21 protein-coding genes and 1 pseudogene are annotated in these 24,910 nt (G+C 50.9%); 10 read left to right on the forward strand and 12 right to left on the reverse strand.

Going from position 1 to position 24,910, the window contains the following annotated elements; translation table 11 throughout:
* The 6 genes and pseudogenes from INF86_RS22325 to INF86_RS00830 form a co-directional block, all read right to left on the reverse strand.
* Positions 1-356 (reverse strand): annotated as a pseudogene (locus INF86_RS22325) (hypothetical protein); the annotation flags it as partial.
* Positions 357-367: 11 nt separating this feature from the next.
* Positions 368-1,924 (reverse strand): TnsD family Tn7-like transposition protein, encoded by a 1,557-nt coding sequence (locus INF86_RS00810; protein WP_001324699.1) that lies wholly within the window; start codon positions 1,922-1,924, stop codon positions 368-370.
* Between the two features lie 40 nt (positions 1,925-1,964).
* Positions 1,965-3,413 (reverse strand): ATP-binding protein, encoded by a 1,449-nt coding sequence (locus INF86_RS00815; RefSeq protein WP_001049180.1) that lies wholly within the window; start codon positions 3,411-3,413, stop codon positions 1,965-1,967.
* A complete protein-coding gene (locus INF86_RS00820) occupies positions 3,413-5,536 on the reverse strand; it encodes a transposase (protein ID WP_000351437.1) in 2,124 nt (707 codons plus the stop codon). Before INF86_RS00820 ends, INF86_RS00815 begins: the two co-directional genes overlap by 1 nt.
* Positions 5,523-6,365, reverse strand: coding sequence for a TnsA endonuclease N-terminal domain-containing protein (locus INF86_RS00825; RefSeq protein ID WP_000090707.1), 843 nt, complete (start codon positions 6,363-6,365; stop codon positions 5,523-5,525). Before INF86_RS00825 ends, INF86_RS00820 begins: the two co-directional genes overlap by 14 nt.
* A gap of 142 nt (positions 6,366-6,507) precedes the next feature.
* Positions 6,508-7,710 carry an NAD(P)/FAD-dependent oxidoreductase gene (locus tag INF86_RS00830; protein WP_193543139.1) on the reverse strand — a complete coding sequence of 401 codons (1,203 nt, stop codon included), beginning with the start codon at positions 7,708-7,710 and terminating at the stop codon, positions 6,508-6,510.
* A gap of 228 nt (positions 7,711-7,938) precedes the next feature.
* Here INF86_RS00830 and pitA point away from each other — a divergent pair, with 228 nt between their 5' ends.
* Positions 7,939-9,438 carry an inorganic phosphate transporter PitA gene (gene pitA, locus INF86_RS00835; RefSeq protein WP_022649706.1) on the forward strand — a complete coding sequence of 500 codons (1,500 nt, stop codon included), beginning with the start codon at positions 7,939-7,941 and terminating at the stop codon, positions 9,436-9,438.
* A gap of 54 nt (positions 9,439-9,492) precedes the next feature.
* Here pitA and uspB read toward each other — a convergent pair whose 3' ends face one another.
* Entirely contained in the window at positions 9,493-9,828 is a 336-nt protein-coding gene (uspB, locus tag INF86_RS00840; protein WP_003861224.1) for a universal stress protein UspB, read from the reverse strand.
* A 283-nt stretch (positions 9,829-10,111) separates the two neighbouring features.
* On the opposite strand from uspB, the gene uspA reads away from it, so the two are divergent.
* Positions 10,112-10,549, forward strand: coding sequence for a universal stress protein UspA (gene uspA / locus INF86_RS00845; protein WP_003861223.1), 438 nt, complete (start codon positions 10,112-10,114; stop codon positions 10,547-10,549).
* Between the two features lie 92 nt (positions 10,550-10,641).
* Here the strand turns inward: uspA and rsmJ are convergent, their stop codons facing one another.
* Positions 10,642-11,394 (reverse strand): 16S rRNA (guanine(1516)-N(2))-methyltransferase RsmJ, encoded by a 753-nt coding sequence (gene rsmJ, locus INF86_RS00850; protein ID WP_032671543.1) that lies wholly within the window; start codon positions 11,392-11,394, stop codon positions 10,642-10,644.
* A gap of 7 nt (positions 11,395-11,401) precedes the next feature.
* A complete protein-coding gene (gene prlC, locus INF86_RS00855) occupies positions 11,402-13,444 on the reverse strand; it encodes an oligopeptidase A (RefSeq protein WP_022649708.1) in 2,043 nt (680 codons plus the stop codon).
* Positions 13,445-13,652: 208 nt separating this feature from the next.
* Between prlC and INF86_RS00860 the strand changes: the two genes are divergently transcribed.
* From INF86_RS00860 to INF86_RS00870, 3 genes are all read left to right on the forward strand, one after another.
* Positions 13,653-14,495: a 23S rRNA (adenine(2030)-N(6))-methyltransferase RlmJ gene (locus INF86_RS00860; RefSeq protein ID WP_022649709.1), complete on the forward strand. Its 843-nt coding sequence runs from the start codon at positions 13,653-13,655 to the stop codon at positions 14,493-14,495.
* 71 nt (positions 14,496-14,566) lie between these two features.
* Complete coding sequence (gene gorA / locus INF86_RS00865) at positions 14,567-15,919, forward strand: glutathione-disulfide reductase (RefSeq protein ID WP_063149597.1); 1,353 nt, start codon at positions 14,567-14,569, stop codon at positions 15,917-15,919.
* 182 nt (positions 15,920-16,101) lie between these two features.
* Positions 16,102-17,751, forward strand: a complete 1,650-nt coding sequence (locus INF86_RS00870; protein ID WP_022649711.1) for an alpha,alpha-trehalase — start codon at positions 16,102-16,104, stop codon at positions 17,749-17,751.
* Positions 17,752-17,861: 110 nt separating this feature from the next.
* On the opposite strand, the gene INF86_RS00875 is transcribed toward INF86_RS00870, so the two are convergent.
* Entirely contained in the window at positions 17,862-19,448 is a 1,587-nt protein-coding gene (locus INF86_RS00875; protein WP_193543140.1) for an STY4199 family HEPN domain-containing protein, read from the reverse strand.
* 146 nt (positions 19,449-19,594) lie between these two features.
* On the opposite strand from INF86_RS00875, the gene INF86_RS00880 reads away from it, so the two are divergent.
* Positions 19,595-20,134 carry a GNAT family N-acetyltransferase gene (locus INF86_RS00880; RefSeq protein WP_193543141.1) on the forward strand — a complete coding sequence of 180 codons (540 nt, stop codon included), beginning with the start codon at positions 19,595-19,597 and terminating at the stop codon, positions 20,132-20,134.
* A 71-nt stretch (positions 20,135-20,205) separates the two neighbouring features.
* A complete protein-coding gene (locus tag INF86_RS00885) occupies positions 20,206-20,544 on the forward strand; it encodes a lysozyme (protein WP_022649714.1) in 339 nt (112 codons plus the stop codon).
* On the opposite strand, the gene INF86_RS00890 is transcribed toward INF86_RS00885, so the two are convergent.
* Together INF86_RS00890 and INF86_RS00895 are read right to left on the reverse strand one after the other, a co-directional pair.
* Positions 20,523-21,125 (reverse strand): response regulator transcription factor, encoded by a 603-nt coding sequence (locus INF86_RS00890; RefSeq protein WP_022649715.1) that lies wholly within the window; start codon positions 21,123-21,125, stop codon positions 20,523-20,525. The genes INF86_RS00885 and INF86_RS00890 overlap by 22 nt on opposite strands.
* Positions 21,126-21,299: 174 nt before the next feature.
* Positions 21,300-22,058 (reverse strand): SDR family NAD(P)-dependent oxidoreductase, encoded by a 759-nt coding sequence (locus tag INF86_RS00895; RefSeq protein ID WP_023298834.1) that lies wholly within the window; start codon positions 22,056-22,058, stop codon positions 21,300-21,302.
* Between the two features lie 119 nt (positions 22,059-22,177).
* Between INF86_RS00895 and INF86_RS00900 the strand changes: the two genes are divergently transcribed.
* From INF86_RS00900 to INF86_RS00910, 3 genes are all read left to right on the forward strand, one after another.
* On the forward strand, positions 22,178-23,077 hold the full coding sequence (locus tag INF86_RS00900; RefSeq protein WP_032621978.1) for a LysR family transcriptional regulator: 900 nt from the start codon (positions 22,178-22,180) through the stop codon (positions 23,075-23,077).
* A 50-nt stretch (positions 23,078-23,127) separates the two neighbouring features.
* Positions 23,128-24,153 carry an inner membrane protein YhjD gene (yhjD, locus tag INF86_RS00905; RefSeq protein ID WP_022649719.1) on the forward strand — a complete coding sequence of 342 codons (1,026 nt, stop codon included), beginning with the start codon at positions 23,128-23,130 and terminating at the stop codon, positions 24,151-24,153.
* Between the two features lie 260 nt (positions 24,154-24,413).
* On the forward strand, positions 24,414-24,910 hold a 497-nt coding region (locus INF86_RS00910; protein WP_127713739.1), incomplete at its 3' end, for an MFS transporter.

Consider the following 24,910-nt stretch of genomic DNA (forward strand, 5'->3'; position numbering starts at 1 on the left):
ATATCTTCAACAATACATTTGTGACAGTAACGAATGTTTGAGATGTTTACCAATGGATATGAATTAGTTATGTGAAAATTTTTCCGACAGGCATCTTCAACAGCGTTAAAATACCCGTAAACACCAGAAGATAACGACACTATATTGGAAGTTAGTATATAACCATTTCTAGTGGCAAGAATGTCATATATATCCTGCAAGCTATGCAATTTGTACATATCAATCAGTTCGAAACGAGGAAAGGCATCGTACCTTAGTGCGCCATGCTTTGATATTATGTTCCTGCAATTGGATAAGTTATACATTATCTGTGAACGCAGAAGAAAACTGTGCCACAATTCATTTTCGTAAACCATATAACTCCCTCTTATTTAATTAGTTCCATTTTTCTGAGAAGTATCATTGTCATTGGTAGTTTATCTCTGTATTTCAAAAGCCAGCCATGCCCTCCCAGTAAAGCATCTAGACTTGTAAGTGACATCGAGTACTGCCCCTGAGATAAAACATCATTTATTAATGATGATGAGATAATATCTCTCTCGCTCCAGTCTACTCTTTTATTTTTATAGCATCGTATTGTTTTAGGAAGACAGGAATTAAGCCAGTCACATTCATGTTTATTTAGCCAATAGAAACTTGCATAACAACTTTCTTTGACTAACTTTCGTGTTATAGAAACGGATTGATTATGTATAAATCTTAATATTTTCTGCTTATGACGCCGTCTTAAAGAATCTTTTTTACATTTTTTACGCCATGAGCATAAACCGTAACAAGATGAAATTACAGAGGATACAGCTCCTTCCGATAATGAGTTTTTCTCAGCTATGGATGCCAGACTAAACCCCCTTACAGCCATAGACTTGATAAGCAATTCAGTGAATATATTAATTTTTGTGTTTCGCTTAAACGCCCTCAGGTATTTTTTATAAATAAGTGTTTTAATGTAACATCTGCTGCGACTAAATTCCTTCCCAAGGTTGCTAACACTAGTATTATTTTCAACTATATGAAAACTGTATTTCTTATGACTTTTAAAGATTTCTTTCTTTTTATTAGTACGACTTCCTGCATACGTTGGCCAGCAAGTATTTAACAAACAATAACAAAGCAAAAGATGCTTTGTGGGATGCTGACAACATTTGTCTTTGAGTATAGGCTCCCAGTAATGATAATCAGTTAGGGATGTTGGTATAAGTCCCGATGAACCCTCCCCAAATAACTGGCACTTAGCATAAACATGTGCGTAGAATACATTTTTCTTTAAATTTCCATCCAATGATAATAAATTCAACTTTTTAAGTACATCCATGTAATTGGGGTGTGTAATATCTTTTCTTCTGATTATATTTAGGGACTCATAACAAAACTTAGCAAAATCGAAGTCTATCTCATTGCTAAGTTGTTCTGTATACGAAACAGGAGGCATCAGTCCAATACGTATGTGCGGTGAAGAAGGGACATGGATGCTTTCAAGCGCTACCGGATGCCGATGGCAGGTTGTAACCCCATGAAGCTGATGCGCCAGATGCCAATAAGTAACACCATAATGAAAAGTATCTTCACGAGCGCAAACCGGGCAAAACTTCAATAGTGTGCGCTGCCCTAGTGAAAAATTACTAAGGCGGCACAATCGATTAAGCCTGGCAGGGGTCGTGTTGAAATCCATAATTTCATTACGACTGATTGGTAGTGCCCAGGCAAAAAGAGGGAGTAAAGTCTGTTCATGCCAGAGCTGATCTGCACTTTCGGATGTATGAAGAGAAATAGCCTTTAATCCTGAATTGAGAATTGGATGGACGTTCATATCAGGTTTGTTGAAAATGATCGTTAACAGAGAAGATGGGGACATACCGTACACGGTAGTTGTCCGACAAAACCGGCTGAACAAGGATTCATCAGGCAAAACAGGCAACATTCTCATTTCCCACACCTCTCTTTGACCGTTACGAACTGTTACCTCATTACAATTTATTAAGTGGATCTATATTTATAAGCCCGCAACGCTGAAGAGCATCGTAGGTATTTTTCTTTTCAGCTGTTCTGTTGATAACAAGATCGTGGTCAAGAGACAGTATTTTCTCGTCGAAATTGCGCAAAACTTCGTCTATTTTTCCTACGAATTCCTTGTGCTGTGGCCTGTCTATATCCCCAGGGATCAAAGACTTTAGGGACTTCTCTGCCATGATTTTAGCCGAAGCATCACCCTCATTAGATGCAGAGAGCCATTTAGCTTCCTCATCTTCAGTCGCGGCCCCCGGGAGTGGAGTATCCTTATATTCCTCCGTATGACTCACGAGTACCGGTACAGAGGCCGACAAGACTGCGCCAGTGATGATTTCATTGCCGCTACCGATAACCTTTAATTGTGCCCCCCGATAAATCATCTGAGCCAATCCAATATTGCCTTTAGATAAAATGAATAATTTTTCGTTTAACTCATCATTTAATGGAGTTTCAACATTTGTCCATTGTAATGGCCATAAATAATGAATAAACGATTGCCAGTCTTGTGAATCGTATCTAACATTCTTAATTTTCATGTAACCACCAGACTCTGCCCGCCTGGCAATTCTCATTTTCTTTGTCAGCGTCTCGTCAAAAGGATGATTTCCACAAAAAACCATAGATACCCCCATGGAATCTACAATTTCATGTAAAAAATCAATCAACTTACTCTCACCCCCGGTTCTTGAAAATTTAAGCCTCTGCATTTCATCAATAACAAGGATACCCAAAAATGATGATTTAATTCTTTGTGCAATCTGGCGAGCCAGAGCACCATTTCTAATCTCAGGTGTAGTTCGTTCAATACCAATTGCATCATCTAATTTTTGTAAAATCTCTTCACAAAGGTCTCTCACACTTGAATTGTATGGACAATTAATCTTTACCCATACAATTTGCTTACTGAAGCCGGGAAAAACTCCTTTATAGCTGCTGTGTTCTATAATCTGAGGGAAATGATCCATGACTTGCTCAATCATGGTAGTTTTTCCAGAACCACTCATTCCAACTATCGTAATAGTTTCAGCCTGGGATTTAAAATATCCACTTTCTGGCTCAATATCAGGACGCTCATTTCCATAGTAATGAAGATATTGAATTGTTCCGCTTTTTAAAGGATTACGAGCTGCATAGCTTTCCCTAAGTGCCCGTAAGATCATCTTATAAGCCTGGATAAGATTGGTTTGAGGGCAACGGAATTTCTTTATACGTTCGACATACTGCTCTCTAACATTCGCCGGGGCAGTCCAGCGGATTTTTTCGTCAATTTCGGGGAAATAACTCATTTCCAGAAGTACTTCATCTTCCGTAAGCGCTTCAGGAAGTGCTTCAATTAAGGGATTGCCACGATACTCAGGTAACTCCTGTTCTTTATATATCGCTGAAACGCGCCGTATAAGATTCATTATTCTGCGTCCTCAGTCTTCTTCTTACCTTTTAACCATCTTTGTTTCTCCTCCCGGCCAGGCAAAAGCAGAACATTACTGGATGAAGGAAGTAGGGGTTCAGATCTTCCATTAGCAACATGAGTTCGCCCTAATGAATCAAGTTCATTTTTCCTGTTCTTTTTAATATCTTTACCATGTACCCGGCGAGATTCGTATATTTCATTTAATCTTTCGTTACCTTTCCTGTTAAATTCATCTTTATTATTGATATTGCTGAGCGAATCCAGAGTAAATAAATTAATTTCTTTTTGAGTATCTACCCAATCAGCCATTACATCTGTATCAAGATGAGCTTTCCCTTTAAATACATCTCTTTTCTTAAGTAGGTAATGTTTTTTGAAAATGCTATTTTTGTCAAATCTTACATATATATAATCTACGCAATTGTCATCTATTCTTGCTTCACAAGTGGTTCTTCCAAATACTCTGACACCTGATGCAATTTCAGGATCACATTCATAAAAAAGATTATTGTACTGAATCCCACCGGCGGTAATGTTAGCGTTCACAGGGATTAACAATCGTGCGATCACTTCGTCGGCCCCAACGGCTCTTGCGCTGAATCTCCCGTGCTTTAAGCTTATCATCCAACTATTTTTTGGTGATATTACGAGATCATTTTCAATCAGTAAGGGATTGATATAAGCCAGTTCCTCATACGTTCTCTGATTATGTGCAAGTATCTCCCGAATCAGTAAAGACGTGACCTCCTGAATCGTTAAACAAGCCCTGGATTGCGGTGTTGGCTCTCCTTTAACAATCTTTCCCCTTCGTGTTGTTCCAATAAGCCTATGAATAACCTCATCATTCAGAATGCCGAAACAGCGTTCAACAATGCTTTTTCTGTCGCCTCTACCGACTGGCGCAAACTCAAGTTTTGTCAGGGGGGTCATCTCTTCCTGAGGTTTAAGACCAATCATCTCCCCGTTGTCACACATCAATGTTAATGGAATGTGAGAACAAGGCCAATCATCATCAGTAATAGAGATTCCAAATAATCTACAATATTCTTTTTTTGGCATAAAGCAATTTGCTAACGCTTGTCGGGCGGCTCGCCATGAAGCATGGTATAAAGAAACATGAAGGCCAACAATCATTCTTGTTGCACGATCCACCACTGTATAAATAGTAGGACGCCCAATGACTTTTCGTCTGTTTAAACTCGAAATAAGATGTACATCAGCGACAGTTGAGTCTATTTCGAAAACATCACCCGGCAAAACAGTTGTATTAGCCACACTACCTAAAAGCGCCCGCATTTTGAGGTCTATTTCTTTTTTCGTGTTCTTCTTATTTATCGAGAAATCTTTAGTGAAGAGTTTTTTATTCCAGTATGAAAATTGTTTTAAAGAAGGAACATATGGAGCTCTATTTTCTAGGTTTGCTGTTTTAATTTCATCCCTAAAATACAAATCAATATGTCTCTCTAATGTTTTCTTTATCGTATCTCCGTTAACTTTATAATGATACGTAATGAGAGATTTTCTAATATTATTTATATCTCTTTCATTAAGAATGAAAACACGTGATCGTTCATTAGGTAATGCTCTGTTTTTTTTGGAATTCCCAAGTTTAATTTCATGTTTGATTCTACTTTTCCCAGCGGCGCCACAGTTCGAGAATGCGGGTAGCAATGCATAAATATCCTGCCCATGTCGCCAATACAACGCCAGAAGCGTTCTGATAGTATATTGTGATATTTTTTTATTTCTTGAGTAATCCATTAAAAGGTGCGACTTTTTATGTAATGCATAGTCGAACAGAAACATTCTGTCATCTACAAGATCTTTAATGATATTGTAATTTTCATCTCGCCTTCCTCTGTCTTTATCTGTTAATTCTTTCTCATCTACTAACATATATGAAGGATATATATAATCTTTACAAGTTATGCTATTTGATTCAATATAATATTTAAACATTGAAAATGAGAAAGGGATTGGCTTACCCGTTCTTTCTGATTTTATTTTAAACAAAATTAACAAATCGACCTTTCTGTCAAAATCCAAAACACGGTAAAGTCCCTCTGCAAGCAAATCAGTGCCTTGAGAGAGCCAGACTGAATTCCTAATAATATCCATTTGCGTTCAGTCCTATATAGTGGTCATTGGAAATTATCTTTATCAGACCGGTTTCGAGTATTGGATATGATAAATCAACATTTATCATTTTTAATCCAATCATTGCCTGCAATAACATCATCGCTTCTTGTGCATCTACCCCAAAGATTGATGAAATCATTGCACGTAGTCCTACTATGGGATAAACATCTGGTTTAAGCTTCCATAGGATTTTATCAAGAGGATATTTATCATAAAATTCAGAACCATCTCTTAATACAGAAGTAGCCCAGCAAATGTTTTTACCGACGACGTTATTGAGTTCCGAGCCAACATAAATTTGAAACTCAACATCAATCAACTGCCAAAACATCCTCTCTATTTCAAGTTTTTGGGCTTCGCGTTCAGGTATGCTCTCGTTATGTTTTACTGCTATAGCTTTGTATCGAAGTCCGCCTTCAGGAGTTCTCAAGGTCAGTAAAAAATCGGTTGTCATAACATTCAGAACTTCGACAGGTACTCCTCTTACTCCCCTCACCATAGGATGTTGAAAATGTAGATGATTTGCTATTTGTTGGGTAAGCCGGAGAGGAAAGAGTGGGAATTGTTCCCGGATATCAATCACCGAGTCATTAAACTCAGCCAGATAGAAAAAGTTACTTTCGACAGAAGAAAGGAGATGATGGTTTCGAAACGTCTTAAGGCCAAAGACTATCGAACGGTTTCCACGGGATTTAACGTCCTGAGCTCTAAGCCAAGGCTGATAACTTTGGCCATAGCCCACTCCTATGCCGTCACCTAGCGCATTTTCATAATCCAAATAGGATTTGAGACGCCTACCCCTAGCCATGATCGTACCCTAAAAACGACATTGATACGTACCTATATGTGCATTTTATAGTCTCCAACCCTATAACCACACATTCAGTAAGTATACAACATTAGCGTCGTTTTTTGAGAATGGTTACAACTTTAGTGCTTTGTGTACAACTTTATTGTCCTCGGACATCAGCGAGTGCCTGCGCGCATGCCCAGGCACTGGCCCACGCCCACTGGAAGTTATACCCGCCGAGCCAGCCGGTCACGTCCATCACTTCACCAATGAAATAAAGACCCGGCACGTTGCGGGCTTCCATCGTGCGGGATGAGAGTTCGTTTGTATCCACGCCGCCCAGCGTCACTTCCGCCGTGCGGTAGCCTTCGGTGCCGTTTGGCTGCACGCGCCAGTTCGTCAGCGTCTCCACCAGCGTGTCCTGCTCGCGGCTGTTGAGCTGCTTAAGCGCAACATCCGGAATTTGCCCTAACACCTGCAAGCACTCCACGAGACGCTTCGGCAGCTGCATCGCCAGGGTATTTTTCAGGCTTTGATTCGGGTGCGCGGCGCGTTGCTCATTGAGGAAGGCGTCCAGATCGCAGTCCGGCACCAGGTTTACGGAGACAAACTCCCCCGGCTGCCAGTAGCTGGAGATCTGCAATACCGCTGGCCCCGAGAGACCACGATGGGTAAAGAGCAGGTTTTCGCGGAACACCGTGCCGTCTTCGGCCGTAATGACCGACGGCACAGACACGCCGGAGAGCGTCTGAAGCTGTTCCAGCAGCGGCTTATGCAGCGTGAACGGCACCAGCCCGGCGCGCGTGGGTAATACTTTCAGGCCAAACTGCTCGGCGATTTTGTAGCCGAACGGTGAGGCACCCAGCCCCGGCATCGAGAGGCCGCCGCTGGCGATCACCAGGTTATCGGCGCTGACGGTTTCGCCGTTGAGTTGCAGCGTGTACCCCTGCTCGTTACGGGCGACGTCCAGCACTTCGGTGCGCAGGCGCATGATTACGCCGCCTTTCTCGCACTCGGCCACCAGCATATCCACGATTTGCTGGGCAGAGTCGTCGCAGAACAGCTGTCCCAGCGTCTTCTCATGCCACGCGATGCCGTGTTTACCCACCAGTTCGATGAAATCCCACTGCGTGTAGCGCGCCAGCGCAGATTTACAAAAATGACGGTTCTGGCTCAAATAGGCCGCAGGCTCGACATAAAGATTAGTGAAATTGCAGCGCCCGCCGCCGGACATCAGGATCTTGCGGCCAGGCTTTTTTCCGTTATCCAGCAGCAGCACACGACGACCCGCTTGTCCGGCCATTGCCGCACAAAACATACCCGCCGCACCGGCGCCAATTACTACGGCATCAAACCTTTCCACGTCAAAATCCTCTTCGTTAACTGCCGCGGATTGTAAAGTTTCCTCAGTGGTCGCACCAGCGTAAAAAGATATTACAAAGCCATTTCATTGATATTTAAAGATTATCTATTCAGGCACATTTCTCAAATCAGGTGGTATGTCAAAAAAAGTCTATATTTCACTTTGCCCGTTGCGCATTTGTCCTGGATAATGCGCCGCGTTCATGTCCTCAAAATGGCGTAACGTCCTATGCTACATTTGTTTGCCGGCCTGGATTTACATACCGGGCTTTTATTATTGCTTGCTCTGGTTTTTGTGCTGTTTTACGAAGCGATCAATGGCTTCCACGACACTGCAAACGCAGTTGCAACGGTTATCTACACTCGCGCAATGCGATCGCAGCTTGCGGTCGTTATGGCGGCGGTATTTAACTTTTTTGGTGTCCTCCTGGGCGGACTGAGCGTTGCCTATGCCATTGTGCATATGCTGCCAACGGATCTGCTGCTTAACGTGAGTTCCGGTCATGGCCTGGCCATGGTGTTCTCAATGCTGCTTGCTGCGATTATCTGGAACCTCGGTACCTGGTATTTCGGCCTGCCGGCATCCAGCTCTCACACCCTTATCGGCGCGATTATCGGTATCGGTTTAACTAACGCCCTGATGACCGGTACATCGGTTGTTGATGCGCTGAACCTTCCTAAAGTACTGGGTATTTTCGGCTCTCTGATCATCTCCCCTATCGTCGGTCTGGTGGTAGCAGGTGGATTGATTTTCATCCTGCGTCGCTACTGGAGCAACACGAAGAAACGTGCACGTATCCACCTGACGCCAGCAGAGCGTGAGAAGAAAGACGGCAAGAAAAAGCCGCCGTTCTGGACGCGTATCGCGCTGATCATTTCCGCTATCGGCGTCGCCTTCTCTCATGGCGCGAACGATGGTCAGAAAGGTATCGGTCTGGTGATGCTGGTTCTGATTGGCGTCGCACCGGCAGGCTTCGTGGTTAACATGAACGCCTCTGGCTATGAGATCACCCGTACCCGTGATGCGGTAAACAACGTTGAGACTTACTTCCAGCAGCATCCTGATTTGCTGAAGAAAGCGACCGGCGTAGACCAGTTGATCCCTTCTCCTGACTCTGGCGCACTGACTGCACCGGGCGAGTTCCATTGCCACCCGGCAAACGCGATTAACGCGCTGGAACGTGCGAAAGGCATGCTGGCCGATATCGAAAGCTACGACAAACTGGCGGTAGAACAGCGTGGTCAGCTGCGTCGTATCATGCTCTGTATCTCCGACGTGACCGATAAAGTCGCGAAGCTGCCAGAGGTCAATGCTGACGATAAGCGTCTGCTGAAGAAACTGAAAGGCGATATGCTCAACACCATTGAGTACGCGCCAATCTGGATCATCATGGCGGTCGCGTTGGCGCTGGGCATCGGTACGATGATTGGCTGGCGTCGTGTGGCGACCACCATCGGTGAGAAGATCGGTAAGAAAGGCATGACCTATGCACAGGGCATGTCCGCGCAGATGACGGCGGCAGTGTCTATCGGTCTGGCGAGCTACACCGGTATGCCAGTCTCCACCACCCACGTACTCTCTTCGTCCGTGGCAGGTACCATGATTGTTGACGGCGGCGGTTTGCAGCGTAAAACCGTGACCAACATTCTGATGGCCTGGGTGTTCACCCTCCCGGCGTCCATCCTGCTGTCTGGCGGTCTGTACTGGATTTCGCTGAAGCTAATTTAATCGGCTGAAGGCGACAAAAAAGCGGGTCAGGAAACTGACCCGCTTTTTTTATGCTCAGTGCCATATCATCAGCGCAATCATACTCACCACAACCAGACCACACAGGGCGCTGGTCAAAATGAACTGACGACGCAGGCGCTCGCAGCGACGGATAAACTCTTCATCGTGGTGATCGCGGTAGCGCTGGTAGTAGATATACCCCACCAGACGCATCTGCTTGCTGGGCTGTCCGTGCGAGGTGAAGAACCCTCCACCGTCCACATATTGATAAAGCAACGGATCGCAACCACGAAGTACCACTAACAACGCACGTAACGATGAGAAGTAGCGCGCCATATTCACTATGCAAACCACGCATAACGCCCAAAACAATGCGACGGTGCTAATCATACATCCTCCCCGGCGTCCACCCACGAAGCAAGGCTCCTGAGCTACCGCACCCCAATGCCCTGACAGACAGTTCAGTGAAAGAATGACTAAAAGTCGATCCGGTTCGCGTTTTAATATCCGAACGGCTCATTAAATAGTGTAGGAGATCCGTTAATTTTTTTGCCACAAGGTTAATCGTTATCAACACCAAAGCTTGAAAAATATGTTTAACTGGGCCGTAATGAAAGCATCAGACGACGGCTTTCCCATTTAGTCATCGATAACTTAAGGAAGGAGTAACACTATGGCTTACAAACACATTCTTATCGCGGTAGACCTCTCCCCGGAGAGTAAAGTGCTGGTTGATAAAGCAGTATCCATGGCACGTCCCTACAACGCGAAAGTTTCGCTGATTCACGTTGATGTGAATTACTCCGACCTCTACACCGGTCTGATCGACGTGAATCTCGGCGATATGCAGAAACGCATCTCCGAAGAGACTCACCACGCGCTGAGCGAGCTTTCTACCAACGCGGGCTATCCAATTACTGAAACCTTAAGCGGTAGCGGCGATCTGGGCCAGGTGCTGGTTGATGCGATTAAGAAATACGATATGGACCTGGTGGTATGTGGTCACCATCAGGACTTCTGGAGCAAACTGATGTCTTCCGCACGTCAGCTGATTAACACCGTACACGTGGATATGCTGATTGTTCCACTGCGTGACGAAGAAGACGAGTAAGTGCAAAAAAGCCCGGTGGCGCTAACGCATACCGGGCCTACAAGCGGTACTGAATGTAGGCCGGGTAAGGCGAAGCCGCCACCCGGCTTTTTTTATTCCGGCGTACCTGAGTAGATATCAAAGCGATGCCCTTTGGTGGTCACCGCGTTAGTGGTCGCAACGTCCGCCAGCGGCGGCGCATAGTCAGGACGTTTCACCACCACCCGCTTCGTCGCCAGTTGACGAGCCGGCTCCAGCAGGCCATCGGCATCTAAATCTGGCCCCACCAGCGACTGAAACACCCGCATCTCTTTCTTCACCAGCGCGCTTTTCTGCTTATGCGGGAACATGGGGTCGAGATAGACCACCTGCGGGCGCGGGGTGATATCGGTCAGCGCCGTCAGGCTGGAGGCATGAATAAGTTGCAAACGTTCCTGTAACCACGAGCCGATTTCCGGGTCCGCATAGCCTCGCGTCAGCCCGTCGTCGAGCAGCGCGGCGACAACCGGATTACGCTCCAGCATCCGCACACGGCAGCCCACCGAGGCCAGCACAAACGCATCGCGCCCCAGCCCCGCCGTGGCGTCCACCACGTCCGGAAGATAGCTCCCTTTAATGCCAACCGCCTTGGCCACCGCTTCGCCGCGACCGCCGCCGAACTTACGCCGGTGCGCCATCGCGCCGCCGACAAAATCGACAAAAATCCCGCCAAGCTTTGGCTCATCGCGCTTGCGCAGCTCCAGATGTTCCGGCGTCATCACCAGCGCCATCAGGTTCTCTTCATCATGTTCCAGCTCCCAGCGGGCCGCCAGAACAGATAAGGCGCCGTCACCGGCGCCTGTTTCATCTACTAAGCAGATCTTCACGTAGCAATCAGCCTTTGATTCCGTAATGCTCCAGCATCGCATCCAGCTGCGGCTCGCGGCCACGGAAGCGTTTGAACAGCTCCATAGGCTCTTCTGAACCGCCGCGCGTCAGGATGTTGTCGAGGAAGGACTGACCGGTTTCGCGGTTGAAAATCCCCTCTTCTTCGAAGCGCGAGAAGGCATCCGCCGCCAGCACGTCGGCCCACAGGTAGCTGTAGTAGCCTGCGGCGTACCCGCCTGCGAAGATATGGCTGAACGCGTGCGGGAAGCGTCCCCAGGTCGGGCCTGGAATGACGGCAACCTGCTTTTTAATCTCAGCCAGGGTTTCGAGGATTTTCGCCCCCTGCTCCGGGCTGAACTCGGCGTGCAGGCGGAAGTCGAACAGGCCGAACTCCAGCTGACGCAGGATAAACATCGCCGCCTGGTAGTTTTTCGCCGCCAGCATTTTATCCAGCAGTTCTTTCGGCAGCGGTTCGCCCGTTTCGTAATGACCAGAGATAAACGCCAGCGCGTCCGGCTCCCAGCACCAGTTCTCCATAAACTGGCTTGGCAGCTCGACCGCATCCCATGGCACACCGCTGATACCGGCGACACCAGCGGTTTCGATGCGGGTCAGCATGTGGTGCAGGCCGTGACCGAACTCGTGGAACAGGGTGATCACTTCATCGTGGGTAAACAGCGCAGGTTTGCCGCTCACCGGACGGTTGAAGTTACAGGTCAGGTAGGCGACAGGTTTTTGCAGGGTACCATCCGCTTTACGCATCTGGCCCACGCAGTCGTCCATCCACGCCCCGCCGCGCTTGTTCTCACGCGCGTAGAGATCGAGATAGAAGCTGCCGCGCAGCTCGTTGTTCTCGTCATACAGCTCGAAGAAGCGCACGTCCGGATGCCAGACGTCGATATCGGTACGCTCTTTCGCGGTAATGCCGTAGATGCGCTTTACTACCTCGAACAGACCGTTGACGGCTTTGTTTTCCGGGAAGTACGGACGTAGTTGTTCGTCGCTGATGCTGTAGAGGTGCTGTTTCTGTTTTTCGCTGTAGTATGCGATATCCCACGGCTGAAGCTCGTCCACGCCGAACTCCGCTTTCGCAAAGGCGCGCAGCTGAGCTAACTCTTTTTCACCCTGAGGACGGGCGCGTTTCGCCAGATCGGTCAGGAAGTCGAGCACCTGCTGTGGGTTCTCGGCCATTTTGGTGGCGAGGGATTTATCCGCGTAGCTGTCGAAGCCCAGCAGCTGTGCCAGCTCGTGGCGCAGGGCGAGGATCTCCGCCATCACCGGGCTGTTATCCCACTTACCGGCATTCGGCCCCTGATCGGAGGCGCGGGTGCTGTAGGCGCGGTACATCTCTTCGCGCAGGGCCTGGTTGTCGCAGTAGGTCATCACCGGCAGATAGCTTGGGATATCCAGCGTTAACAGGAAGCCTTCCTGCTCTTTCGCTTCGGCCTGGGCTTTTGCCGCCGCCAGCGCACTTTCCGGCATACCGGCCAGTTCGGATTCATCGGTAATCAGCTTCGTCCAGCCCATGGTGGCGTCGAGGACGTTGTTGCTGTACTGGTTGCCCAGCTCGGACAGGCGCGCAGCGATTTCGCCGTAGCGAACCTGTTTTTCTTTTGGCAGGCCAATCCCGGACAGTTCGAAATCACGCAGCGCGTTATCAACCGATTTTTTCTGCGCCGTGTTCAGTTCGGCATAATGGTCGCCGTCGCGCAGGTCGCGGTAGGCTTTGTAGAGCCCCTCGTGCTGGCCGACCCAGGTGCTGTACTCGGAGAGCAGCGGCAGGGTCTGTTCGTAGGCTTCACGCAGCTCCGGGCTGTTTTTCACCGAGTTCAGGTGGCTCACCGGGGAGAAAATGCGCCCCAGCACGTCGTCCACTTCGGCCAGCGGCTGACACAGATTTTCCCAGGTGTACGGCGCGCCCTGCGCGACCACGTTCTCTACCGCCGCGCGGCAGTTTTCCAGCGACTGGGTAACGGCTGGAACCACATGCTCAGGGAGGATTTTAGAAAACGGTGGCAACGAAAAAGGCGTCAGTAATGGATTGGTCATAAACGCTGTCCTGTTGAAATAGATGAATGAAGCGCGCATCCGGCGCTGTGCATATTATTTTCTGTAATGGGGTTAAGTGTAGAGGATTTCAATGCCGGAGGTTGTCGAAAAACGCCCTGTGGCGCTGCGCTTACCGGGCCTACGGGTAATCTGTGCCGTTCTGCTGTAAACTGTGGCAAATCGTCAATTCAGCGGAAAATCATTACCCATGCTCAGTTATCGCCACAGCTTCCACGCTGGCAACCACGCCGACGTCCTTAAACACACCGTTCAGAGCCTGATCATTGAAGCGCTTAAAGAGAAAGACAAGCCGTTTCTCTACCTGGACACCCACGCGGGGGCGGGCCGTTATCAGCTGAGCGGCGAACATGCCGAGCGTACCGGTGAATATCTGGAAGGCATCGCCCGTATCTGGCAGCAGGACGATCTGCCTGCCGAACTGGAGCCGTACATCGGCGTGGTGAATCATTTCAACCGCAACGGCCAGCTGCGCTATTACCCTGGCTCTCCGCTGATTGCCCGCCAGCTGCTGCGCGAGCAGGACAGCCTCCAGTTGACCGAGCTGCACCCAAGCGACTTCCCGCTGCTGCGCGCTGAGTTTCAGAAAGATAACCGCGCCCGCGTGGACAAAGCCGATGGCTACCAGCAGCTAAAAGCCAAACTACCGCCGGTTTCGCGTCGCGGCCTGGTGCTGATCGACCCGCCGTACGAAATCAAAACCGACTATCAGGCGGTGGTGGCCGGTATCAACGAAGGTTACAAACGCTTTGCGACCGGAACCTATGCCCTGTGGTATCCGGTAGTGCTACGCGCGCAAATTAAGCGCATGATCAAGGATCTGGAGGCGACCGGCATCCGCAAAATCCTGCAGATTGAGCTGGCGGTGCGGCCCGACAGCGACCAGCGCGGCATGACCGCGTCCGGCATGATTGTGATTAACCCGCCGTGGAAGCTCGAAGCGCAGATGAACAACGTGCTGCCGTGGCTGCACAAAACGCTGGTGCCAGCCGGTACGGGCCACGCCACCGTAAGCTGGATCGTGCCGGAGTAATCGCAGCCATCGGTGGAACCTATTGATTTCAGGTATACAATCGCGGCAATTCACGATTAAGGACAAAAGCTATGACTAAGCATTATGACTACATCGCAATCGGCGGCGGCAGCGGCGGCATCGCCTCCATCAACCGTGCGGCCATGTACGGCCAGAAGTGTGCGCTGATTGAAGCCAAAGAACTCGGCGGCACCTGCGTAAACGTGGGTTGTGTACCGAAGAAAGTGATGTGGCATGCCGCGCAAATCCGTGAAGCTATCCATATGTATGGCCCGGACTACGGCTTTGACACCACCATCAACCACTTCGACTGGGATAAGCTGATCGCCAGCCGTACCGCCTATATCGACCGTATTCACACCTCGTACGATAACGTGCTGGGCAAGAATAACGTCGACGTGATCCGCGGCTTCGCCCGTTTCGTGGATGCGAAGACGATCGAAGTGAACGGCGAGACTATCACCGCCGATCACATCCTGATCGCCACCGGTGGCCGTCCGAGCCATCCGAACATTCCGGGCGCGGAATACGGTATCGACTCCGACGGGTTCTTCGAGCTGCCTGCTCTGCCAGAGCGCGTTGCTATTGTAGGCGCGGGTTACATCGCGGTTGAGCTGGCCGGCGTGATTAACGGCCTTGGGGCGGAAGCGCACCTGTTTGTGCGTAAACACGCGCCGCTGCGTAGCTTTGACCCGCTGATTGTCGACACGCTGGTCGAGGTGATGAACGCCGAAGGCCCAACCCTGCACACCAACGCCGTGCCAAAAGCGGTGGTTAAAAATGCGGACGGTAGCCTGACCCTGGAGCTGGAAGATGGCCGCAGCCAGACCGTTGATTGCCTGATCTGGGCGATTGGTCGTGAACCGGCCACCGACAACTTCAACCTGGCCGCAACCGGGGCGAAAACCAATGAAAAAGGCTACATCGTCGTTGATAAGTTCCAGAACACCAGCGTACCGGGTATTTATGCCGTTGGTGATAACACAGGTGCCGTAGAACTGACGCCGGTTGCCGTGGCCGCGGGGCGTCGTCTTTCCGAGCGTCTGTTTAACAACAAGCCGGACGAACATCTGGATTACAGCAACATCCCGACCGTGGTCTTCAGCCACCCGCCAATCGGCACCGTCGGCTTAACCGAGCCGCAGGCGCGCGAGCAGTACGGCGACGATCAGGTGAAAGTGTATAAATCGGCGTTTACCGCGATGTATACCGCGGTTACCTCGCACCGTCAGCCGTGCCGCATGAAGCTGGTCTGTGTGGGCCCGGACGAGAAGATCGTCGGCATCCACGGCATAGGCTTTGGCATGGACGAGATCCTGCAGGGCTTCGCAGTGGCGCTGAAGATGGGCGCAACGAAAAAAGACTTCGATAACACCGTGGCGATCCACCCCACTGCGGCAGAAGAGTTTGTAACAATGCGTTGATATTGATGCCCCTCTTCAAAGGGGCATTTTTTTAACATTCATAAATCGTTGCAAAACGAATGCTCCGAAAATCGTGATCTACCGCACATATCCCTCCACATCCACCGAAGCGAATGTCTACGCTTATAAGACGCCCGGAAAAACCTGTCTTTTAGAACACACAACCGGAGGTCCTTATCACCATGTTCAACCAGAAACTACAGGCTACCGAGAACATCGAGTTCGAGATTGCAGAAGAGCTGCGCTACGAGACCGATCCCTGCGAGTTGAAACTGGATGAAATGATTGAGGCGGAGCCGGAACCCGAAATGATCGAGGGGCTACCTGCCTCCGATGCCCTGACGCCTGCCGATCGTTATCTTGAACTGTTCGAACATGTGCAGTCGACACGGCTGTTTGCGGACAGCAAAACTTTCCCAGACTGCGCGCCGAAAATGGACCCGCTGGATATCCTGATCCGCTACCGTAAAGTGCGTCGTCATCGGGATTTTGACCTGGCGCGCTTTGTGGAGAATCACTTCTGGCTGCCGGAGGACTACAGCAAAGAGTATGTCTCTGATCCCGGCTTCTCCCTGAAAGAACACATTGATAACCTGTGGCCAGTGCTGACGCGCGAGCCGCAGGATCACATCCCGTGGTCGTCGCTGCTGGCGCTGCCGCAGGCCTATATTGTGCCCGGCGGGCGATTCAGCGAGACCTACTACTGGGATTCTTATTTCTCCATGCTGGGGCTGGCAGAAAGCGGTCGTAACGATCTGCTGAAATGCATGGCCGATAACTTCGCCTGGCTGATTGAGCGCTACGGACATATCCCGAACGGCAACCGCACCTACTACCTCAGCCGCTCCCAGCCGCCGGTTTTTGCCCTGATGGTGGAGCTGTTTGAAGAGGACGGCGTGCGCGGGGCGAAGCGCTATCTTGAGCATCTCAAGATGGAGTACGCCTTCTGGATGGACGGGGCGGAATCGCTGCTGCTCAACCAGGCCTATCGCAGTGCGGTGCGCATGCCGGATGGCTCATTGCTCAACCGCTACTGGGACGATCGTGATACGCCACGGGATGAATCCTGGATTGAGGACGTTGAAACCGCCCGTCATTCCGGTCGCCCGCCGAACGAGGTGTATCGCGACCTGCGCGCCGGGGCAGCCTCAGGATGGGATTACTCGTCCCGCTGGCTGCGCGATCCTGCGCGGCTGGCCAGTATCCGCACGACGCAATTTATCCCCATCGATTTGAACGCATTCTTGTTCAAACTGGAGAGCGCTATCGCCAATATCTCAGCGTCGAAAGGGGATAAAGAGACGGCTGAACTATTCCGCCAGAAAGCCAGCGACCGGCGCGCGGCGGTGAACCGCTATCTGTGGGACGAAGAGAACGGCTGTTATCGTGATTACGACTGGCGCCGTGAAGCCCTGGCGCTGTTCTCTGCGGCCAGCATTGTGCCGCTGTATGTGGGCATGGCGACCCATGAGCAGGCTGAACGGCTGTCCGATGCCGTTAAAGCCCGTCTGCTCACGCCGGGCGGTATTCTCGCCACCGAATATGAAACAGGTGAGCAGTGGGATAAGCCGAACGGCTGGGCACCGCTACAATGGATGGCGATCCAGGGGTTCAAGCAGTACGGCAACGACTCGCTGGGGGATGAGATCGCCTGGAGCTGGCTGCACACGGTAAACCATTACTACAAAACCCATCATAAGCTGATTGAGAAGTACCATATCGCCAGCAGCACGCCACGCGAAGGTGGCGGGGGTGAGTATCCGTTGCAGGATGGCTTCGGGTGGACGAATGGGGTGGTGCGGCGGTTGATTGGGCTGTATGGGGAGCCCTGAGTCTCACCCCTCACCCTGACCCTCTCCCCTGAGGGGAGAGGGGACTTAACGGTGCGGCCTTTTCTCCCTCGCCCCTTTGGGGAGAGGGCCGGGGTGAGGGGGAAAAATAATCAGCGGATCACTTCATAAATGGCAGTCTGGATGGACTGCCATTTTTTTGTACTGGCATCGGGCTGCGTCTTCGCGCGGCGCGTTGCCATATCGGCGTCGTGCTGCTGGCGTTTCACTACCGCCGGGACGGTACAGAATGCTTTCAGGTACTGCTTACGCATAGGCGTCAGCGATTCCCCGTTCGCCATCGCATGGCTAAGCGTATTAATAAAGCGTCGGCAGGGCTTTTGCTCTGTCATTTGCAGGCGGTAGCGCAACATCACTTCCAGCACGTCATCGTAGCCTGCCGACAATGCCTCCTCCGTCCATGACATTTTCCAGTCCATGCCACCCTGCAAGAACAGGAGCGCCACGCGGGTATCGTTGCGGCTAATCGCTGAACGGAAGTTGTTTTCATCCCAGGTGACACCCATGCGCGTCAGCGTTTCTCGCGAGGAAGGCGTTTCGCGCATCTCCTGCACCGGCGCGGGAGATGCCGTGCTGGCCACAGTCGGCTGCGGTTTACTGCTGGTTACCAGCCAGGCTCCTCCCACGACAATCGCGATAACCATCACGCCAACCGCTCCCCACAGCACGCCGGAAATCAGCTGTTCGCGCTGCTCTGGCGTACGCGCGGCGCGCTGAGTCGGTTTCTCTATGCTGTCACGCACTTCAAACAGATCGCCGCCTGTTGTGCGGTCTATTTTTTGCGCCTTTTCCCAGAATGCATGCAGCTCGCTTTCATCCACCGCCATCAGCGCCGCCGGGTTAACGCGTGTCCGCCCTTCCTCAAACGCGCGCTGAACGGAGCGGGTGATCTGCGTGTAATAGCTGTCGAGCAGCTGGATTTGCGCCCCGCTCAACGGCTGCTGCACGGTGATGCTGTTGCGGATTTGACGGATATCTTCGAGGAAGGTTTGCAGGGTTTTGCGGGGTTCTACCAGCAGCGTCAGCATGTCCGGGGCGTTAAACAGCGACGCGTAGTAGCGGCTAAATTCTTTCTTATCCACCAGCAGCTGGGCCAGCTCACTAAATAACATGCCGCTCAGAACATCATTAATTTCACCGTTTTTCAGCCAGCGACGCACACGTTCAGCATTAAACAAGGTCTTAAGATGATTATTCAGCCGCACCGGATCGGGCCATGCCTGCTGTATCAATCCTTTTATCATCAGCTCAATGGCACGCACCTGTTTCTGCGCCTGGAGCTGGCTCGCCTTGTCTGGCACCCTCCCGGTATCGTAGGTCAGAAGGGGCTGTTGCAGACGCAGATATTCAAGGGATGTGACGAAGCGCATCGCCGCAATCAGCTGGTTTTCGCTGACATCCTGCCCGCTTTCATACTGGGGAACGCGCTGCTGAAGCAAGCGTAATTGCAGCGTAAAGGCTGTCATTTCCGCATCATTCAGGTTCAGCTTTCTGGCTACGGCGCCCCACCCGCCCAGCCCCAGGCGGGCGCTATCCAGTTGTTCCAGAAACCAGCGTGGATCTTTTCCTTCAGAAACATGTACATTCAACAGAAGTAAGATTTCAACAGACGCCTGGCGGATCGCCGCCAGACAGTGTTCAAACTGTTCGCGGGTATGATGCGATGAGCTAATCATCATTGTTTTCCTTGAGAGACAATGAGTACCGCCAAAGCGGCATTAAAAGTCGTTTTTCTTTTTATTTATAGGAGGTTAAACATACCTGACTTTCTGTTGAAATAAAGTGACAACCCTATAATCATTTGCAATGTCTCCGGAGGATCGTCATGCCCGCCTTAACCACCGCGCGTCTCACCTGCTTGCCGCTGCAAGAGCAAGACTGGCCCTTTTTTCTGTCGCTACAGCAAAATCCTGACGTGATGCGTTTTGTCGCCCATGAGCGTAGCGAGGCTGACATTCGGGAGGCCTTTGTGTCTCGTCTGTTGCCGTGGGCACCGGGCAGCTCGCACTGGCTCTGCCTTGTGGTGCGTGAGACGGCCAGCCAGACGCCGCTGGGCGTAACCGGCTATGTGCACCGGGAAGCAGATTGTGCCGAAGTCGGTTTTCTCTTTGCGCCCTCTGCGCAGGGGAAAGGTTACGGCTTTGAATCTCTGCGGGCGGTGTGTGATTTCGCGCTGACCCAGGGCAATATCCGTCGGCTCACCGCGACCATGACGGCGGGAAATATCGCCTCAAGGCGACTGCTGGAAAAAACAGGTTTTCAGCTGGAAGGTGAGTTGCGCGAGAGTTATTTCCTTTCAGGGCAATGGCATAACGACTGGCTATTCGGTTTACTGAAAAAGGAATATCTGTTCAGTAAAACCTGATCAACGGCCATTTGGCGGATATTCCCCGGGCTGTTTTCCCTTTATAGTTCCGCCATAAAGAGGAAACGCTTATGACGGGTTATGCAATGCAGATATCTTCTGCTGCAATCGCATTAATTAAAAAACAGCAGGGTCTTTCCCTGGAGAAATACCGTGACGAAAAGGGAATATGGGTTATAGGTTACGGTCACGTGATTCGCCAGTGGGAAAAATTTAACGGCCTCATCACGCCGACTGAGGCGGAGAATTTGCTTTTCAATGATATTCATTTATGTGAGTCGCTGCTGCGGGAAATGAACAAACGCCCATTAACCCAACAGCAGCATGATGCACTGGTATTAACGCTCTTCAGTTTTGGGGAAGATTCCCCTCTGCCAGAGAAGATCCTTCAGGCCGTCGCCCGGGTATAGTACATCGCGGCCTGCGTCCGGTTTTTGACATCAAGACGACGGAAAAGCGTCTCAAGATGGGCTTTTACCGTTGCCGCACTGATATTGAGATTACGACCTATCTCTTTATTTGACTCTCCGGCCGCCAGTAATTTCAATACCTCACGCTGGCGCTCACTTAACAATGACAGCTCATCATGAGAGGAGTGCTGGTTCATCCACTCGCCGGGAAAACAGACCATCCCTCGCGATACAGAATCCAGCACGGCGGAAAAGCGTTCGGGATTCGCATTACGAGGGATTATTGCCACCACGTTGCGCTGTAGCATTTGCTCAACCCAGCGAGGCTCTTTTTTCGTTAACACCAGCACCACGCGCGCTGTTGGAAAACGATTCATAATCTCTTCCGGTAAAGCCACACCGTTATCATGAATTAAATACCCATCTATCATGACGATAGCGGAAGGTGACGCGGATAAGTGTGCCCATAATTCATCAGTCTGACGAGTTCCTGTCAAATCTATTTCCGGAATTAATTTCTGCAAACTGCACTTCGCTCCATGAATAAATAATGACTGCCTGTCAAACATGATTACTCGCATCGTATTACTCCTCTGAGAATAGCGAAGGGGGATTCTACAGAGGCATTTTTTAAGAAAAAACTCAATGAATGGAGAGGTTACAATTCACCCAGCTCTCTTTATATCTTTCATCATTTAGACACACCTGCTTTAAGGATTTCCTTAAGAGGGTTCCCTCCCCCTTAAGTCTGAACATTACAGGAACATACCGCCTGAAACTTCAATACGTTGCGCATTCATCCAGCCCAGTTTGTCACTGAGCAACGCCGCAATGGCGTCACCGATATCATCGGGCAGGCCCACCCGTCCCAGCGCCGTCTGCGAGGCCAGCAGCTGGTTAAGCTCCGCATTATCCCTTACGCGTCCGCCTCCAAAGTCGGTTTCAATCGCGCCAGGCGCGATGATATTGACGGAAATTCCGCGCACGCCAAGCTCTTTTGCCTGATAGCGGGTCAGCACTTCCATCGCTCCTTTCATTGCCGCGTAAGTCCCTGAACCTGGCTGAGTAAAACGGGCCAGTCCGCTTGAGACGTTCAGGATCCGTCCTCCGTCTTTTATGAGCGGCAGCAGCTGTTGTGTGAGGAAAAACGGACCTTTGAAGTGAATATTCACCGCATCATCAAACTGCGCTTCTGTCGTCTCGGTATAGGGTGCGTATAACCCTGTACCTGCGTTGTTCACTAAATAGTCAAAGGTGTCACGTTGCCAGACGTGTGTAAGGGTTTCCTTCACCTGTTGAGCGAAGCGCGCAAAACTTGCCGTATCGCCGACGTTAAGCTGCAATGCTGCCGCTTTTCTACCTTTTCCCTCAATTTCGCGTACAACTTCCTGCGCCTCCTGCTGACTGCTGTTCCAGGTCAGGATGATATCTGTCCCTTCCGCAGCAAGCTTCAAAACCGCATTTTTACCCAGGCCGCGGCTACCGCCCGTCACTAATGCAATACGTTCACGCATAATTCACCTCGTTTCGACTGCGATGAAGATTGAGAATGAGCTTATTAGATGGTAGAAAATCAATAAATAGTGCCGCCAACGCTTCACTGTTTCATTTCAAACAACAATGACCCATATCTATGGATAAAATATACGCAATGCAGCTTTTCCTTCGCGTCGCGGAACTGGAGAGTTTTACCCGCGCGGCGGAGACGTTAAGCCTGCCGAAGGGGAGTGTCTCGCGGCAGATCCAGGCGCTGGAGAACGCGCTTGGCACTCAACTGCTGCACCGCACTACCCGCCGCGTCAGCCTGACGCAGGACGGCATGGTTTATTACGAACGCGCAAAAGATCTGCTGATGAATCTGGACGAACTGGACGGCATGTTTCTGCACGACCCTTCCACCATCAGCGGTCGGCTACGTGTGGATATGCCCGTTGCCATTGCACGAAATGTCGTCATTCCGAAACTGCCTGCATTTTTACAACAGTTTCCCGGCATTGAGCTTGAGCTAAGCAGCAGCGATCGTCTGGTCGATGTCATCCGCGAAGGATTTGACTGCGTGGTTCGCGTGGGAAACTTGAAGGACTCCGGGCTTATCGCCCGCCCGCTTGGGAAGCTTTCAGTGATTAACTGCGCCAGCCCGGATTATCTCACGCGATTCGGCTACCCTGAGACGCTGGATGATTTGGGCTCACACGCCCTCATTCATTACTCCGCCACGCTGGGCACCCGTCCTCTGGGTTTTGAGTATTTCAACGGCAGCGCGACCCAGTGGATAAAAACGGGAGGCGTTTTGACGGTTAACAGCACGGAAACCTACCAGGCCGCCTGTATCGCCGGGCTTGGCATTATTCAGGTCCCGCGCGTCGGGGTGCGTGATGCCCTGCGCACGAAAAAACTCGTTGAGATCCTGCCGCAATATCGGGCTGAACCAATGCCCGTCTCCCTCATTTATCCCCACCGCCGTAATCTCTCCCGTCGGGTGCATGTGTTTATGGAGTGGCTTACCGAACTCACAAAAAGTTACGTGGACTAGTCGCAAGCTATAATTCAGTAACATCCAGCTCAACGAAAAGGAAAATGCGCGTGACGCCGGAAAATAACCCGCAACGACCGACTCAACATTTAGATTATGAACCCATCAAAAAGATGGATAACGAGCCTGAAGCGCCGAAGGAGCCTGGAACGACCAGCAAAGCGCTGGGCACCGTGACCGGCATAGCCGAAAAAATTCAGCAGATACCCGCGATTGCTCACCTGATCCGCGCCGCTGAGCGCTTTAACGACCGCATGGGAAATCAGTTTGGCGCGGCGATCACCTACTTCTCTTTCCTGTCGATGATCCCCATCCTGATGGTGTCGTTTGCTGCCGCCGGTTTTGTTCTGGCGTCTCACCCGACGCTGTTGCAGGACATCTTCAATAAGATCCTGACCAACGTCAGCGACCAGACGCTCGCCACGACGCTCAAAAGCACCATCAACACCGCCGTGCAGCAGCGTACCACCGTGGGTATCGTCGGGTTGCTGATTGCGCTCTATTCCGGGGTTAACTGGATGGGCAACCTGCGTGAAGCCATTCGCGCCCAGTCGCGTGACGTCTGGGAGCGTACGCCGCAGGATCAGGAGAAGATATGGGTGAAGTATTTGCGCGACTTTATCTCGCTGATTGGTCTGCTGGTGGCGCTGGTCATCACGCTCTCTATCACCTCGGTCGCCGGTTCTGCGCAGCAGATGATTATCTCCGCGCTGTATCTGGACTACATTGAATGGCTGAAACCGGCCTGGCGCGGTATAGGGCTTGCTATCTCCATCTTTGCTAACTACCTGCTGTTCTTCTGGATCTTCTGGCGTTTGCCCCGCCATCGGCCGCGCAAGAAGGCGCTGATCCGTGGGACGTTGATTGCCGCTATTGGCTTTGAGGTGATCAAAATTGTGATGACCTATACGCTGCCATCGCTGGTGAAGTCCCCCTCCGGCGCGGCCTTTGGTTCGGTGCTGGGGCTGATGGCCTTCTTCTATTTCTTCGCACGCCTGACGCTGTTCTGTGCCGCGTGGATCGCCACCGCAGAGTATAAAGACGACCCGCGCATGCCGGGAAAAACCCACCACTGATGTCCTGTCGGGCTGATATTTCAGCCCGATTCATCATTTCAGCATATAAATCCAGACCGTAACTTTTATTTAACTCAAAACCAGTTTTAATGACTGATATTTAAAATGTGTGAAGCATTTCATGGAAGTGTTTTCGCTGGCCTGAAAATTATCCGCTTTTTGTTGCTTTTATGACCATGTCACGCCTTTGTTACAGATTGAAATGTCGCTTTTGCTGTGCCTAATATGGCCCTTCGTTCGTCCAAAAATAAGAAAATATTATGCAAGCAACAGCCACCACACTTAACGAAGGGGCGGAACACGTTCCGGTCAACTCCCGCAATAAAGTCGTCGTCGCATCGCTGATTGGCACCGCCATTGAGTTCTTCGACTTTTATATTTACGCCACCGCTGCGGTCATTGTCTTTCCGCATATTTTCTTCCCACAGGGCGACCCGACGGCAGCCACGCTACAGTCTTTAGCTACCTTTGCTATCGCCTTCGTTGCGCGTCCTATAGGTTCAGCGGTCTTTGGCCACTTTGGCGATCGCGTCGGTCGTAAAGTGACGCTGGTTGCCTCGCTGCTGACGATGGGGATCTCCACCGTCGCCATCGGCCTGCTGCCGACCTATGAAACTATCGGCATTCTGGCGCCTGTGCTGCTGGCGCTGGCGCGCTTTGGTCAGGGCCTGGGGCTGGGCGGGGAATGGGGCGGCGCGGCGCTGCTGGCGACCGAGAACGCCCCGGCGCGTAAGCGTGCCCTGTATGGCTCTTTCCC

This window comes from Enterobacter cloacae complex sp. I1M, from assembly GCF_014982425.1.
GTDB classification, from domain to species: Bacteria; Pseudomonadota; Gammaproteobacteria; order Enterobacterales; family Enterobacteriaceae; genus Enterobacter; species Enterobacter intestinihominis.

Coding starts and splice junctions, on each gene's coding strand:
- INF86_RS00810 (WP_001324699.1), bottom strand. CDS start 1,924: ATGAGAATGTTGCCTGTTTTGCCTGATGAATCCTTGTTCAGCCGGTTT.
- INF86_RS00815 (WP_001049180.1), bottom strand. CDS start 3,413: ATGAATCTTATACGGCGCGTTTCAGCGATATATAAAGAACAGGAGTTA.
- INF86_RS00820 (WP_000351437.1), bottom strand. CDS start 5,536: ATGGATATTATTAGGAATTCAGTCTGGCTCTCTCAAGGCACTGATTTG.
- INF86_RS00825 (WP_000090707.1), bottom strand. CDS start 6,365: ATGGCTAGGGGTAGGCGTCTCAAATCCTATTTGGATTATGAAAATGCG.
- pitA (WP_022649706.1), top strand. CDS start 7,939: ATGCTACATTTGTTTGCCGGCCTGGATTTACATACCGGGCTTTTATTA.
- uspB (WP_003861224.1), bottom strand. CDS start 9,828: ATGATTAGCACCGTCGCATTGTTTTGGGCGTTATGCGTGGTTTGCATA.
- uspA (WP_003861223.1), top strand. CDS start 10,112: ATGGCTTACAAACACATTCTTATCGCGGTAGACCTCTCCCCGGAGAGT.
- prlC (WP_022649708.1), bottom strand. CDS start 13,444: ATGACCAATCCATTACTGACGCCTTTTTCGTTGCCACCGTTTTCTAAA.
- INF86_RS00860 (WP_022649709.1), top strand. CDS start 13,653: ATGCTCAGTTATCGCCACAGCTTCCACGCTGGCAACCACGCCGACGTC.
- gorA (WP_063149597.1), top strand. CDS start 14,567: ATGACTAAGCATTATGACTACATCGCAATCGGCGGCGGCAGCGGCGGC.
- INF86_RS00870 (WP_022649711.1), top strand. CDS start 16,102: ATGTTCAACCAGAAACTACAGGCTACCGAGAACATCGAGTTCGAGATT.
- INF86_RS00875 (WP_193543140.1), bottom strand. CDS start 19,448: ATGATGATTAGCTCATCGCATCATACCCGCGAACAGTTTGAACACTGT.
- INF86_RS00880 (WP_193543141.1), top strand. CDS start 19,595: ATGCCCGCCTTAACCACCGCGCGTCTCACCTGCTTGCCGCTGCAAGAG.
- INF86_RS00885 (WP_022649714.1), top strand. CDS start 20,206: ATGACGGGTTATGCAATGCAGATATCTTCTGCTGCAATCGCATTAATT.
- INF86_RS00890 (WP_022649715.1), bottom strand. CDS start 21,125: ATGCGAGTAATCATGTTTGACAGGCAGTCATTATTTATTCATGGAGCG.
- INF86_RS00895 (WP_023298834.1), bottom strand. CDS start 22,058: ATGCGTGAACGTATTGCATTAGTGACGGGCGGTAGCCGCGGCCTGGGT.
- INF86_RS00900 (WP_032621978.1), top strand. CDS start 22,178: ATGGATAAAATATACGCAATGCAGCTTTTCCTTCGCGTCGCGGAACTG.